This window comes from Pseudomonas sp. NDM (assembly GCF_003105095.1).
GTDB classification, from domain to species: Bacteria; Pseudomonadota; Gammaproteobacteria; order Pseudomonadales; family Pseudomonadaceae; genus Aquipseudomonas; species Aquipseudomonas moraviensis_A.
Genome location: NZ_QETJ01000025.1, coordinates 36,884 through 50,528, shown reverse-complemented (window position 1 = coordinate 50,528; position 13,645 = coordinate 36,884). Strand labels below are relative to the sequence as shown.

The 13,645-nt window shown below is 61.0% G+C and carries 10 protein-coding genes; 9 read left to right on the top strand and 1 reads right to left on the bottom strand.

The features are described from left to right. The first annotated feature begins 234 nt into the window (after positions 1–234). Genes aroQ through accC form a run of 3 tightly spaced genes read left to right on the top strand, consistent with a single transcriptional unit; the run spans position 235 to position 2,546 of the window. Positions 235–690 (top strand): type II 3-dehydroquinate dehydratase, encoded by a 456-nt coding sequence (gene aroQ, locus DCO47_RS08690; RefSeq protein WP_116657921.1) that lies wholly within the window; start codon positions 235–237, stop codon positions 688–690. A gap of 24 nt (positions 691–714) precedes the next feature. After that, on the top strand, positions 715–1,173 hold the full coding sequence (accB, locus tag DCO47_RS08685; RefSeq protein ID WP_016771862.1) for an acetyl-CoA carboxylase biotin carboxyl carrier protein: 459 nt from the start codon (positions 715–717) through the stop codon (positions 1,171–1,173). Positions 1,174–1,190: 17 nt separating this feature from the next. Next, entirely contained in the window at positions 1,191–2,546 is a 1,356-nt protein-coding gene (gene accC / locus DCO47_RS08680) for an acetyl-CoA carboxylase biotin carboxylase subunit (RefSeq protein WP_024011424.1), read from the top strand. A gap of 66 nt (positions 2,547–2,612) precedes the next feature. Here the strand turns inward: accC and DCO47_RS08675 are convergent, their stop codons facing one another. Then, on the bottom strand, positions 2,613–6,572 hold the full coding sequence (locus DCO47_RS08675) for a type III effector 1 (RefSeq protein WP_116657920.1): 3,960 nt from the start codon (positions 6,570–6,572) through the stop codon (positions 2,613–2,615). Between the two features lie 194 nt (positions 6,573–6,766). On the opposite strand from DCO47_RS08675, the gene prmA reads away from it, so the two are divergent. From prmA to purD, 6 genes are all read left to right on the top strand, one after another. Then, entirely contained in the window at positions 6,767–7,645 is an 879-nt protein-coding gene (gene prmA / locus DCO47_RS08670) for a 50S ribosomal protein L11 methyltransferase (RefSeq protein WP_042608905.1), read from the top strand. Positions 7,646–7,675: 30 nt separating this feature from the next. Then, on the top strand, positions 7,676–8,935 hold the full coding sequence (locus DCO47_RS08665; protein WP_065615541.1) for a DUF3426 domain-containing protein: 1,260 nt from the start codon (positions 7,676–7,678) through the stop codon (positions 8,933–8,935). A 185-nt stretch (positions 8,936–9,120) separates the two neighbouring features. Then, complete coding sequence (gene dusB / locus DCO47_RS08660) at positions 9,121–10,131, top strand: tRNA dihydrouridine synthase DusB (protein ID WP_116657919.1); 1,011 nt, start codon at positions 9,121–9,123, stop codon at positions 10,129–10,131. Beyond that, a complete protein-coding gene (fis, locus tag DCO47_RS08655) occupies positions 10,128–10,448 on the top strand; it encodes a DNA-binding transcriptional regulator Fis (protein WP_002555375.1) in 321 nt (106 codons plus the stop codon). The genes dusB and fis overlap by 4 nt, the downstream gene beginning before the upstream one ends. Before the next feature lie 83 nt (positions 10,449–10,531). After that, positions 10,532–12,139 (top strand): bifunctional phosphoribosylaminoimidazolecarboxamide formyltransferase/IMP cyclohydrolase, encoded by a 1,608-nt coding sequence (purH, locus tag DCO47_RS08650; protein WP_064362987.1) that lies wholly within the window; start codon positions 10,532–10,534, stop codon positions 12,137–12,139. 155 nt (positions 12,140–12,294) lie between these two features. Continuing rightward, on the top strand, positions 12,295–13,590 hold the full coding sequence (gene purD, locus DCO47_RS08645) for a phosphoribosylamine--glycine ligase (RefSeq protein WP_116657918.1): 1,296 nt from the start codon (positions 12,295–12,297) through the stop codon (positions 13,588–13,590). The last annotated feature ends 55 nt before the right edge of the window (positions 13,591–13,645 follow it).

Here is a 13,645-nt window from a genome sequence, read left to right as displayed (position 1 = left end):
GGCTCACTCCTACAGGGGATACGCATTCCAAATGTAGGAGTGAGCCTGCTCGCGATAGCGTCAAACCAGACACCGCCGATCCCGCAGAATGACCGGATGTGAACTCATGGTCACAAATTTCGCGCAAACATCGCCCATCGTGCCGGCTATTGCATGGAACTGGACAGTCACAAAGGCTTTGCGGCATAGTCGCCGGGTTCTGACGACTGCTCATTGATAACAAGGACAACGCAGATGGCGACGCTACTGGTGGTGCACGGCCCCAACCTGAACCTGCTCGGCACCCGGGAACCGGGGACCTATGGGTCGACGACCCTGGCGCAGATCAATCAGGATCTGGAGCGTCGCGCCCGTGAAGCCGGCCATCATCTGCTGCATCTGCAAAGCAACGCCGAGTACGAATTGATCGATCGCATCCACGCTGCGCGCGATGAAGGCGTGGATTTCATTCTGATCAATCCGGCGGCTTTTACGCACACAAGTGTCGCATTACGTGACGCGCTGCTGGGAGTGAGCATCCCATTCATCGAAGTGCACTTGTCCAACGTGCACAAGCGCGAACCTTTCCGCCATCACTCCTACTTCTCCGATGTAGCGGTAGGAGTGATCTGCGGCCTTGGCGCCAGCGGTTACCGACTGGCCCTGGAGGCCGCACTAGAGCAGCTTGAACACCAAGCTATACGCCCCTGACCGACCCTTGGGAGTTGATGATTCATGGATATCCGTAAAGTTAAGAAACTGATCGAATTGCTGGAAGAGTCCGGCATCGACGAGCTCGAGATCAAGGAAGGCGAAGAGTCCGTACGCATCAGCCGCCATAGCAAGACCCCGGCGCAGCAGTACTACGCGCCAGCCCCGATGCAGGCTCCGGCCGCTGCCCCTGCTGCTGCGCCAGTCGCCGCCGCTGCTCCGGCTGCCGCTGCTGCACCCGCGCTGAACGGCACCGTTGCCCGTTCGCCGATGGTCGGCACCTTCTACCGTAAATCTTCGCCAACCTCGCCAGCCTTCGTTGAAGTCGGCCAGACCGTGAAGAAAGGCGACACCCTGTGCATCGTCGAAGCCATGAAGATGATGAACCACATCGAAGCTGAAACCAGCGGTGTGATCGAATCCATCCTCGTCGAAGACGGCCAGCCGGTTGAGTACGACCAACCGCTGTTCACCATCGTTTGAACCGCGGAGAGCCTTTGATGACTGCGAAGTTGGAAAAAGTTCTGATCGCTAACCGCGGTGAGATCGCCCTGCGGATTCTGCGTGCCTGCAAAGAGATGGGCATCAAGACCGTCGCCGTTTACTCCAAGGCCGACAAAGAGCTGATGCACCTGGGTCTGGCAGACGAATCCGTCTGCATCGGCCCGGCGTCCGCCGCTCAGTCTTACCTGCACATCCCGGCCATCATCGCTGCCGCTGAAGTGACCGGCGCTACCGCCATTCACCCAGGCTACGGTTTCCTCGCGGAAAACGCCGATTTTGCCGAGCAGGTCGAGAACTCCGGCTTCGCCTTCATCGGCCCGAAAGCCGACACCATCCGCCTGATGGGCGACAAGGTATCGGCCAAGCACGCGATGATCGAAGCAGGCGTACCCACCGTTCCAGGCTCCGACGGCCCACTGCCGGAAGACGAAGAGACGGCGCTGCGCATCGGTCGTGAAGTCGGCTACCCGGTGATCATCAAGGCCGCCGGTGGCGGTGGTGGTCGCGGCATGCGTGTGGTGCACAAGGAAGAAGACCTGATTGCCTCGGCGAAACTGACCCGCTCCGAAGCAGGCGCGGCGTTCGGCAACCCGATGGTCTATCTGGAAAAATTCCTCACCAATCCACGTCACGTCGAAGTGCAGGTCCTGTCCGACGGCCAGGGCCACGCCATCCATCTGGGCGACCGCGACTGCTCGCTGCAGCGTCGTCACCAGAAGGTTCTCGAAGAGGCGCCGGCACCGGGCATCGACGAGAAGGCGCGCCAGGAAGTCCTGGCTCGCTGCGTCAAGGCGTGCATCGACATCGGCTACCGTGGCGCCGGCACCTTCGAGTTCCTCTACGAGAACGGTCGTTTCTACTTCATCGAAATGAACACCCGTGTTCAGGTGGAGCACCCGGTTTCGGAGATGGTCACCGGTATCGACATCGTCAAGGAGATGCTCAGCATCGCCGCTGGCAACAAGCTGTCGTTCACTCAGGATGACGTGGTCATCCGCGGTCACTCGCTGGAGTGCCGGATCAACGCTGAAGATCCGAAGACCTTCATGCCGAGCCCGGGCACCGTCAAGCATTTCCACGCCCCAGGCGGCAACGGCGTCCGCGTCGATTCGCACCTGTACAGCGGTTATGCCGTGCCACCGAACTACGACTCGCTGATCGGCAAGCTGATCACTTACGGCGCAACCCGCGACGAAGCCATGGCACGCATGCGCAATGCCCTGGACGAAATCGTGGTCGACGGGATCAAGACCAATATCCCGCTGCACCGTGATCTGGTTCGTGACGAAGGCTTCTGCAAAGGTGGTGTGAACATTCACTACCTCGAGCACAAGCTGGCCAAGCAGTCGTAAGACTGACCTGGCGTGAAAAAACCCGATCCCTGCGGATCGGGTTTTTTTATGCCTTAAGCCCGCGCATCAGTTCATCGATACCAAGGTAAAAGCCTGCTCCTGAATCATCTCGGGAGTTGCCCGGCGCCCGTTCTGGTCGACCACGGCGCCAGAGGCATCCTCGTGCAACGGCTTTCGCCGAAACCGCTCCATGAATACCTGTGCGCGTCTGGACACCGGATCGCTGGCATGGCTCGCCCGCTGCAAAACCGGCGAATACAGGCGTTCAACCTGACTGGCGGATGTCTTGAACACGGTCGAAACACCGCTATCGAGATTCAACGACACTGCATAGTTATTGCCCAGACAGGAAGAATACGACCAGTAGTCCCACGTCGGCCTCAGCCCCTCTTGACGCAATACTGTCCTGACCGTCCCACCGATGTCGGCACCGGTCAGCCAGTCACCGCCGACCAGCGTGACCCGAACATCTTTGCTCGAGCCTCCCAGACGCGCCATCGTATCCTTGACCGTGTCTTTGATCAGCGTGCGAATGTTGTGATCGAAATGAATGACAGCGCCGACCTTTGTCGTCGGGTTGTAGATCGAAGCAATCACGCAGCTTTGCGCATTCAGCGAAAACAGGTAATTGTCCCGCGAGCCGGCGACAAACTTCGCCACCAGCGCTTCGCCCTGCAACGCGCCACGGTTAAGCACCGGCTCGACGCGCCCGGGAAACGCATTGCGCAGATTGGTCACATGGCCAAGATTGCGCACCTGATCATCGCCGCCGCGCAACCCGACGCGATCGTGCGTCCATTTGCCGCTCGTGGTCAGTCGTACCGGTTTTTGATAAATGGCTGCGGGCCGCCGGGCATCGACCAGGCTGAGACCATCGAAATGCGGGTTCTCCCTGACCTGGAAATACTTGCCCCTGTTGCGGATGTAATAGGTCGGTTGAGCCTGTGGAGTCATGGGCGGACTGCGCCATGTGCCTAAAAAGACACCTTCTTCCGTGACCTGCTGCAAATCATTCGGCTTTCTGCTGACGGCCTGTCTGGCATGAAAACGCACCTCGCGAACCGCCGGCAGCGTTTCCTTGCGAACAGGAGCCACGCTGCTCAGACGCTCGGTGAGCAATGAGACCGGTCGCATCGTGTGCTTCAGATTTCTGACCGAACGCCCGAGCAGCTTGACCGTACCGCCGGCGCCGACCATGGCAAACAGGGCGCCCCACGATGCCTCGAGCCAGTGGCAGAGCGCGCCCTCGACATCGCCTTCCAGATGCGCCGCGACGGCCTGACCGGCGCTGACGGCAATGAACACGACATCCAGCAGCAAGGCAAAGGGTGGAAACACCATGCAAAACGGTGCGGCGCCGAACATCAGTCCTTTGACAACCTGTCTCTCGATCATTTCTGCCCGGCTGGTGGTGATGTCCTCCACATCCGTGACCGTGCGCTCGATGTAGGCGTTGAACTCGCTGCGCGCATCACTCACGCGCTGTGCTTCGTACAGCGTATCGACACGCTGTTTTCTTGCCGCTATCGCATACAGGGCACGCGAAACAGTGTTGCGCGCAGCAACCGGCGTGCGCGCGAGCAGGTAATCATGCAATGCACCGGCGATGTCGCCATGCAGTGACTGATACGGACGCAGCGTCAGATCATCGGGAGCATCCGGCGTGTACAGCCACCAGGACGGTTCGGGATCGAAACAGGTGAAAACGTAGACCCCAAGCACAACGTGGCTGCGCACGGTGAATCTGAAAACACCGTCACTGCTGACCATGCTCGCGCCCCGCAAAGGCTTGCCCGGCGCTGGCAGCTGACTCAACAGCGATACCTGACGGACCAGCGCCGAATAAACCGCGTCGCTTAACCGCGCCTGACTTCTGGCGACGCGCAAATCACGGTCCATTTTCGACAGCAGCACGTTACGGTAGGCGAAGCGACGCGGCTCATAGGCAGCATCGCGAGCGTCGAGATACCTGCTGCGGATCTCGCTGGCATACTTTTCACCCAGCCACGCCCGGCGCAGATACAGCGCCAGATCAGCGCTGCGCACCTGACTCAAATCCTGACCAACGGAGGAGCGCACGCCTTTCTTCGGATGGTCGATACCGGCGTTGTCGTCGTAGCCGTAGATCGCCAGGTCGAGCAGGCTGGCTACCGATTGCTTCCTGCGATCGACGATGCCGGCGCTGTAATCGATCAACACGGTGGCCGGGTCGACCGGTTCCAGTACCTGTTTGCTGCGCAAATAAGGCGCGATCTCTGCGGCAACCGTGCGCCTGGCGAAGTCGACAAAGACTTCGAAACCGCCCAGCCACTCATTGAAGACCTGCTGATGGACAACCAGCTCCTGATTCAGGCTGCTGAGGCGTCGGCGCGCATCCGGGGCCTGCGTCGAGGACCAGCGAAGCGAGTTGTCCTCTTCAACCTGCTGCAGGTTTTTCGCCAGGCCCATTTTTACCGCCGCTTCGACGCATTCAGCAAACAGCATGGGCGCACGGCGGATGTCACTGCTCATCCCCCACCGGCCAGGGTCGGCAGCCACGGCGACCAGGTACTCACGGGCCTGACGATGGGCAGTGGGGGAAAGCTGCTGCAAAAGGTATTCGCGACCGGACTCGCTCTGCGTCCAGCCCCAGACCTCTCCGGTCAATGCCGCTAGCGAAGGCAGGCGCACCCACTCCTGGCCGTCTGGTTTGTTTGGCGCGTACAGCAGCAGATCAGTTACCGCTGGTGCAGCCTTTTCTCGGTAAAACACCAGAAAGTCGGCACACTGCATGCCATTGGGTAACGCCAGTGCGGCGACGCGCAAGGATTCATCCATGGCCTCCCTGGCCCACAGCGATTCGAGACGATCATGGTCGTCGACCGCCAGATACCCCGCACAACGCGCAACGAACGCGCTTTGCCTGAGTCGCGCGATAAACCAGTCGATCAAGGCTTCGTGTACATCCTCGCGCTCATACTGTCCGGTGAGGGCGCGCAGGTAGCCGACCGGATAATCCTGGCCGGCCAGCATGTCGGCGATGAATGCCGGTTCCAGCGGCTGATTGCGTCGCGAAGGAGCACTGGTGACTTCCAGAACGGTAGCGAAATCAGTCCCGATCGGCCCCGCCGCGAGCAACTCGCTCAGACTGCGGTTCTGCGTCGGCTCACCGACCGCTGAACGCCATTTCAGGCGGACGTCGATCCGGTCCGGTTCCACCTCCATGTCGAGCTTGAGCCTGATGTACTCAAGCGCCTGTTGCCGGGCATAGGCGCGCAACGAACCGTAGCCTTCCAGCAGATCATCGAGCGCTGCCCGGGCCTGCGACGTCTGCTCTTGATAACCGCGCAACCTCGCACGCTCCGGGTCGTTCAGCACTCGCAACCAATGTGGCAACTGTGCGTATGACTGCGCTTCGAGCCGCTTCTTTTCCGCGCCCGTTGCCAGCGCGGTCAACCGATAGCGGCGCGCGCCTCGCTCCTGAACCTTGTCGATCTGCCTGCGCAATCGATCCGGCGTCAGTTCCGCGAGACGATCCGGGTGGAACAGCGCGTCGATGTCGTCGACGTAACGCCGCAACTTGCGCAGGACCAAATGATCGAACGCAGCCTCCTGGCCTTTGGTTTCCCAGTGTGCTCGCAGGTATTTTTTGTATTGCTCAAGGAAATGCACAGAAACGCTATCCACGGTCTGGATGACCGCTTGGCGATGGCCGGGCGGCAATCCCCGATCAGCAGCGCCCGGCCAGCGGTACGGAGCGTCACGGATCGCCAGGTACATCAGCGGTTTGCCGTCGATGATTTTTTGCAGGATCGCATCCAGCACAGCCAGCACGAACCCCGGGTCGATATTGCCGTGCGGGTAATGACCGCGCAGCTCGGTCAAGGCGAAATCTTCCATGGCCTCCAATAAGGTCAGCTGACTGCTCAGGCGCTTGTCGATGATCACCTGCCAACGCGTGATCCGCAGGAGAATCTCCTGGGCCGTTCCTGTGGGCGCAGCGGCTTCCGGTGGTTTTTCTTCTACAATCGCTTGTTCACCCGCCATATCGTCCAGCCCGTTCTTGCGTAGAAATGAGCTTTCACTCTATTTGTCGGCAACCGCACTCAGGCGATACATATGTATATCGCGCTGGCGAATGTGTAACAGCCGAGCGGCGTGTCCACTTTGCCGGCGACCTGGCGTAAACTGCGCGCTTTTGCAGCTTCGGGCTGCCCCACAGATTTTCAAAGGTGCCCGCCATGCCTTGGCTGCAAGTCCGTCTCGCCATCACCCCGGAACAAGCCGAAACCTATGAGGACGCGTTCCTCGAAGTCGGCGCCGTGTCGGTGACTTTCATGGACGCCGAAGACCAGCCGATCTTCGAACCGGAACTCAACACCACGCCGCTGTGGTCGCACACCCACTTGCTGGCGCTGTTCGAAGGCGGCACCGAACCGGAGCCGGTGCTGGCTCACCTGGAGTTGCTGACCGGCAGCCCGTTGCCCGAGCACCACAGCGAAGTCATCGAAGACCAGGACTGGGAACGCAGCTGGATGGACGGTTTCGAGCCAATGCGCTTCGGCCAGCGCCTGTGGATCGTGCCGAGCTGGCACGCCGCGCCTGAGCCTGACGCGGTCAACCTGTTGCTGGACCCGGGCCTCGCGTTCGGCACCGGCACCCACCCGACCACCGCGCTGTGCCTGGAATGGCTCGATGGCCAGGATCTGAAAGACTGCCACGTGCTGGATTTCGGCTGCGGCTCGGGGATTCTGGCGATTGCCGCTCTGCTGCTCGGCGCCAAACAAGCCGTGGGCACCGACATCGACGTGCAGGCGCTGGAAGCCTCGCGCGACAACGCCGGGCGCAACAACATCGCCGATGAGCTGTTCCCGCTGTACCTGCCGGAAGATCTGCCGCAGGTCCAGGCCGACGTGCTGGTCGCCAATATTCTCGCCGGCCCGCTGGTGTCGCTGGCGCCGCAACTGTCCAGCCTGGTCAAGAGCGGCGGGCGCCTGGCGCTGTCGGGCATCCTCGCCGAACAGGGTGAAGAAGTCGCCGCTGCCTATGCGCAGGACTTCGAGCTCGACCCGATTGCCAATCGCGATGGCTGGGTGCGCATCACCGGGCGTCGGCGCTAAAATGACCGCTTGCCTGAACCGGATCGCCGCATGACCGACAGTTTCGTCACCCAGTGCCCGCATTGCCAGACCAGCTTCCGCGTCAACCATGCGCAATTGAGCGTGGCGCGCGGCGTGGTTCGTTGCGGCTCCTGCCTGCAAGTGTTCAATGCTGCCAAGCAGCTGCTCGAGCAACATGCCGGCAAGGACACGGTGACGCCGGTCGCGTCGCCACTGCCTGAAGCGCCAACATCAGTCAGCGCTGCACCGAGCACCGATGACACGCCTGCACCGCGCGCCATCAGTCAAAAACAGTGGAGCGCGTCCGAACTGGATCTGGACAGCCTCGATCTGGACGAAGAACTCGCCCGCCTCGAACAGCGCGAAATCCAGCCGGTCGCCGAGTTCGGCCGTGCCCGCGAAGAGTCCTTGAGCGCGCGGCGCGACAGCCCGGAACCCGACGAAGGGACATGGCCCGACAGTCTGTTCAGCGAGCCTGCCGAGGAGCGCAGCGCCGCGCCGGATATCGAACCCGATCTCGACGAGATTGAAACCCTCGAACCCGAGCGCACCGAACCGTCGTTGTCATTGGAGCCGGTGGACCTGGACGACGAACCGCCGATCCCGCAACTGCGCCTGCACGACCCGATCAATCCCAACGCCCGCCGTGAACGCCTTTCGGCCAGCGACGACAGCGAGGACGACGATCTGCCGTTGATCACCTCGCCGCGCAAGAAACGTGAACGGGCCGAGCCCGGCGTGCGCGCCGAAGTCCTGCAGGATCTGACCGACGACCCGCTGCAACTGGACTGGCAGCAACGTCGCTCGCCCTGGGGCCGGCGTCTGCTCTGGCTGGTGCTGGTGGTGTTGGCGGCCGGCGGGCTTGCCGCTCAGTACATCGCCTATCATTTCGAGGAACTGGCGCGGCAGGATCAATACCGCCCATGGTTTCAGCAGATCTGTCCGCAGATCGGCTGCACCGTGCCCTCCAAAGTCGATATCGGCAAAATCAAGAGCAGCAACCTGGTGGTACGCAGCCATCCGGAATTCAGCGGAGCGCTGGTGGTCGATGCGATCATTTATAACCGTGCGACGTTTTCCCAGCCGTTTCCGTTGCTCGAGTTGCGTTTTGCCGACCTCAACGGTCACCTGATCGCCAGTCGTCGCTTCAAGCCCGGCGAGTACCTGAGCGGCGATCTTGAGGGTCTGGCGGAAATGCCGCCGCAGACGCCGATCCACATCGCCCTGGATATTCTCGATCCGGGGCCGAAAGCGGTGAATTACAGCCTCAACTTCCATTCGCCGGAATGAACCGCTTCAGCGTTTCCCGATTGACGGCATTTTTCTGACTGGATCGCGGCCAACCAAACCGTTGGCGATAACAGAATAACTGTTCAGATTTTGTTCAATTCAGCCTTTAACCAGTCATCGAGAGCGGGTATCATGCCCACCCTTTTTCGAACTCTCATGATCCGGCCCCACTTCAGGGAAGTCCTATGTCGGCGGTACGCATCGGCCCATATACATTGCAGAACGGTTTGATTCTCGCCCCGATGGCGGGCGTCACCGACCAGCCCTTTCGTCAGCTGTGCAAGCGTCTGGGCGCAGGGCTTGTAGTCTCGGAAATGGTCACCAGCGACATGAGCCTGTGGAATACCCGCAAGTCACGCATGCGCATGATCCACGAAGGTGATCCCGAGCCACGCTCGGTGCAGATCGCCGGTGGCGACGCGCAGATGCTGGCCGATGCGGCACGGGCCAACGTCGAGCTGGGCGCACAGATTATCGACATCAACATGGGCTGTCCGGCGAAGAAGGTCTGCAACAAGGCCGCCGGCTCCGCGTTGCTGAAAGACGAAGCACTGGTGACCGAGATCCTGCAGGCCGTAGTGGCCGCGGTTGATGTGCCGGTCACCCTGAAGATCCGCACCGGTTGGGATCGCGAGAACAAGAACGGCCTGACCGTGGCGAAGATCGCCGAACAGGCCGGGATCACTGCGCTGGCCGTGCACGGCCGTACGCGCGCCGATCTGTACACAGGGGAAGCCGAGTACGACACGATTGCTGCGATCAAGCAGGCCGTGTCGATCCCGGTGTTTGCCAATGGCGATATCGATTCGCCGGAAAAGGCCCGATACGTGCTTGACGCGACCGGTGCCGATGGCCTGCTGATAGGCCGTGCCGCTCAAGGGCGGCCATGGATTTTTCGCGAGATCGAACACTTCCTGCGCACCGGCGAGAAATTGCCCGCGCCGGAACTGAGCGAAGTGGAACGCATCCTGCTGGAGCATCTGGTCGCCCTTCACGCCTTCTATGGCGACGTGATGGGCGTGCGCATTGCCCGCAAGCATGTGGGCTGGTATCTCGCAACCTTGCCGGGCGCCAGGGAGTTTCGCGCCCGTTTCAATCGTTTGGATGGTACGGAAGCACAATGCGCCGACGTTCGGGAGTTCTTCGCCGAGCGTTACAAGAGCCTGACAGGGGACGAAGAAGGGGTGGCCGCATGACGATGATGACCGAGACTTTAGTGAGTGGAACAACACCCGTGAGCGACAACGTGAATTTGAAACAGCACCTCAACACGCCGAGCGAAGAAGGCCAGACCCTTCGCGGGAGTGTCGAGAAGGCGCTGCACAATTATTTCGCCCACCTTGAGGGCGCGTCCGTCACGGATGTGTACAACCTGGTGCTGTCCGAAGTCGAGGCGCCCCTGCTCGAAAGCGTGATGAACTACGTCAAGGGCAACCAGACCAAGGCCAGTGAGCTGCTGGGACTGAACCGCGGCACGCTGCGCAAGAAACTCAAGCAGTACGATCTGCTGTAAGCATTCAATCAAACCAGAAAGGCGCCCGCGTAAAAAACGGTCGCCTTTTTTGCTGACTTCCTTTGCTTTTGATGGAAATTGAGATGACCGACCAGACTACCCGCCTGCCGATCCGCCGCGCCTTGATCAGCGTTTCCGACAAGACCGGGATCCTCGAATTCGCCAAGGAGCTTGAAGCTCTGGGCGTCGAGATCCTCTCCACCGGCGGAACGTTCAAGCTGCTGCGTGACAACGGCGTTGCCGCAGTGGAAGTCGCGGATTACACCGGTTTCGCCGAGATGATGGACGGTCGGGTGAAAACCCTGCACCCGAAAATCCACGGCGGCATCCTCGGTCGTCGCGGTACTGACGATGCAATCATGAACGAGCACGGCATCAAGCCGATCGATCTGGTGGCGGTCAACCTGTACCCGTTCGAAGCAACCATCAACAAGCCAGGCTGCGACCTGCCGACCGCCATCGAGAACATCGACATCGGCGGGCCGACCATGGTCCGTTCGGCAGCGAAAAATCATAAAGACGTTGCGATCGTGGTGAATGCCAGCGATTACGCCAACGTCCTGGAAAACCTCAAGGCTGGCGGCCTGACCTACGCTCAGCGTTTCGACCTGATGCTCAAGGCCTTCGAACACACCGCCGCCTACGACGGCATGATCGCCAACTACATGGGCACCGTTAACCAGGCCGCTGAAACCCTGAGCACTGAGGGTCGCAGCGAATTCCCGCGTACCTTCAACAGCCAGTTCATCAAGGCCCAGGAAATGCGCTACGGCGAGAACCCGCACCAGAGCGCGGCTTTCTACGTTGAAGCCAAGCCTGCCGAAGTCGGCATCGCCACCGCCACCCAGTTGCAAGGCAAGGAACTGTCGTACAACAACGTTGCCGACACCGACGCTGCGCTGGAATGCGTAAAGAGCTTCGTCAAGCCAGCCTGCGTGATCGTCAAGCACGCCAACCCGTGCGGCGTGGCAGTCAGCCCGGACGCCGAAGGCGGCATCCGTCAGGCCTACGAACTGGCCTACGCCACCGACACCGAATCGGCGTTCGGCGGCATCATCGCCTTCAACCGTGAACTCGATGCCGAGACCGCCAAGGCGATCGTCGAGCGTCAGTTCGTTGAAGTGATCATCGCCCCAAGCGTCAGCGAAGAAGCCCGCGCCATCGTCGCCGCCAAAGCCAACGTACGCCTGCTGGCCTGTGGTGAGTGGTCGGCTGAGCGCGCCGCTGCCTGGGATTACAAGCGCGTCAACGGTGGCCTGCTGGTGCAGAGCCGCGACATCGGCATGATCAGTGCCGATGACCTGAAAGTGGTGACCAAACGCGCGCCGACCGAACAGGAAATCCACGACCTGATCTTCGCCTGGAAAGTCGCCAAGTACGTCAAATCCAACGCCATCGTCTACGCCAAAAACCGTCAGACCATCGGCGTCGGCGCCGGCCAGATGAGCCGCGTCAACTCGGCACGCATCGCCGCAATCAAGGCTGAGCACGCTGGCTTGCAGGTTGCCGGTTCGGTCATGGCCTCGGACGCATTCTTCCCGTTCCGCGACGGCCTCGACAACGCGGCCAAGGTCGGCATCACCGCGGTGATCCAGCCGGGCGGCTCGATGCGTGATGCTGAGGTGATTGCCGCTGCCGACGAAGCCGGTATCGCAATGGTATTTACCGGCATGCGCCACTTCCGTCACTAATCACACGATCCACTGTAGGAGTGAGCCTGCTCGCGATAGCCATTGGTCAGTCAAAGCTGCAGTGACTGACACACCGCAATCGCGAGCAGGCTCACTCCTACAGAAAAGCGTCCCTGCGGCGCTCAACAGAATTAGCGTCATCCGAGGTTTTTGAAATGAATGTTTTGATCATTGGCAGCGGTGGCCGTGAACACGCCCTGGCCTGGAAAGTGGCTCAGGATCCGCGTGTGCAGAAAGTCTTTGTCGCGCCAGGCAACGCTGGCACCGCCATTGAAGCCAAGTGCGAAAACGTCGCTATCGACGTATTGGCCCTTGAGCAACTGGCCGATTTCGCTGAAAAGAACGTTTCGTTGACCATCGTTGGCCCGGAAGTGCCGCTGGTGGCTGGCGTGGTCGATCTGTTCCGCACCCGTGGCCTGGACTGCTTTGGTCCGACCGCCGGCGCTGCGCAACTGGAAGGTTCGAAAGCCTTCACCAAGGATTTCCTCGCCCGCCACAAGATTCCGACCGCCGATTACCAGAACTTCACCGAGATCGAGCCGGCCCTGGCTTATCTGCGTGAGAAAGGCGCGCCGATCGTGATCAAAGCCGATGGCCTCGCTGCCGGCAAAGGCGTGATCGTTGCCATGACCCTGGCCGAAGCCGAAGACGCCGTGCGTGACATGCTCGCCGGCAACTCGTTTGGCGACGCTGGTTCGCGCGTGGTGATCGAAGAATTCCTCGACGGCGAAGAAGCTTCGTTCATCGTCATGGTCGACGGCAAGAATGTCCTGCCGATGGCCACCAGCCAGGACCACAAACGTGTCGGCGACGGCGACAGCGGCCCGAACACCGGTGGCATGGGTGCCTACTCCCCTGCCCCGGTGGTCACCGCCGACGTGCATCAGCGCGTGATGGACCAGGTGATCTGGCCGACCGTGCGCGGCATGGCCGACGAAGGCAACGTCTACACGGGTTTCCTCTATGCCGGTCTGATGATCGACAAGGCCGGTAATCCGAAGGTCATCGAGTTCAACTGCCGCTTCGGCGATCCGGAAACCCAACCGGTGATGCTGCGTCTGCAATCGAGCCTGGTGCTGCTGGTCGAAGCCGCGCTGGCGCAAGCGCTGGACAAGGTTGAAGCGCAGTGGGACCCGCGTCCGAGCGTCGGCATCGTCCTGGCTGCTGGCGGCTATCCGGGCGACTACGCCAAAGGCGCAGCGATCAAAGGTCTGGATGCAGCGGCAGGTCTGGAAGGCAAAGTCTTCCACGCCGGCACCGCATTGAAGGACGGTCAGGTGGTTACCGCCGGTGGTCGCGTGCTTTGCGCCACGGCCATGGGCGCCACCGTCGGTGAAGCTCAGCAGCAGGCCTACCAGCTTGCCGCTGCCATCGACTGGGAAGGCTGCTTCTACCGCAAGGACATTGGCTACCGCGCCATTGCCCGTGAACGCGGCGAAATCCAGGAATAAGCGATCCATCAGGCCCGGCGCGGGAGGCCATTTCTCGCCGGGCTGTTCGGTCGTC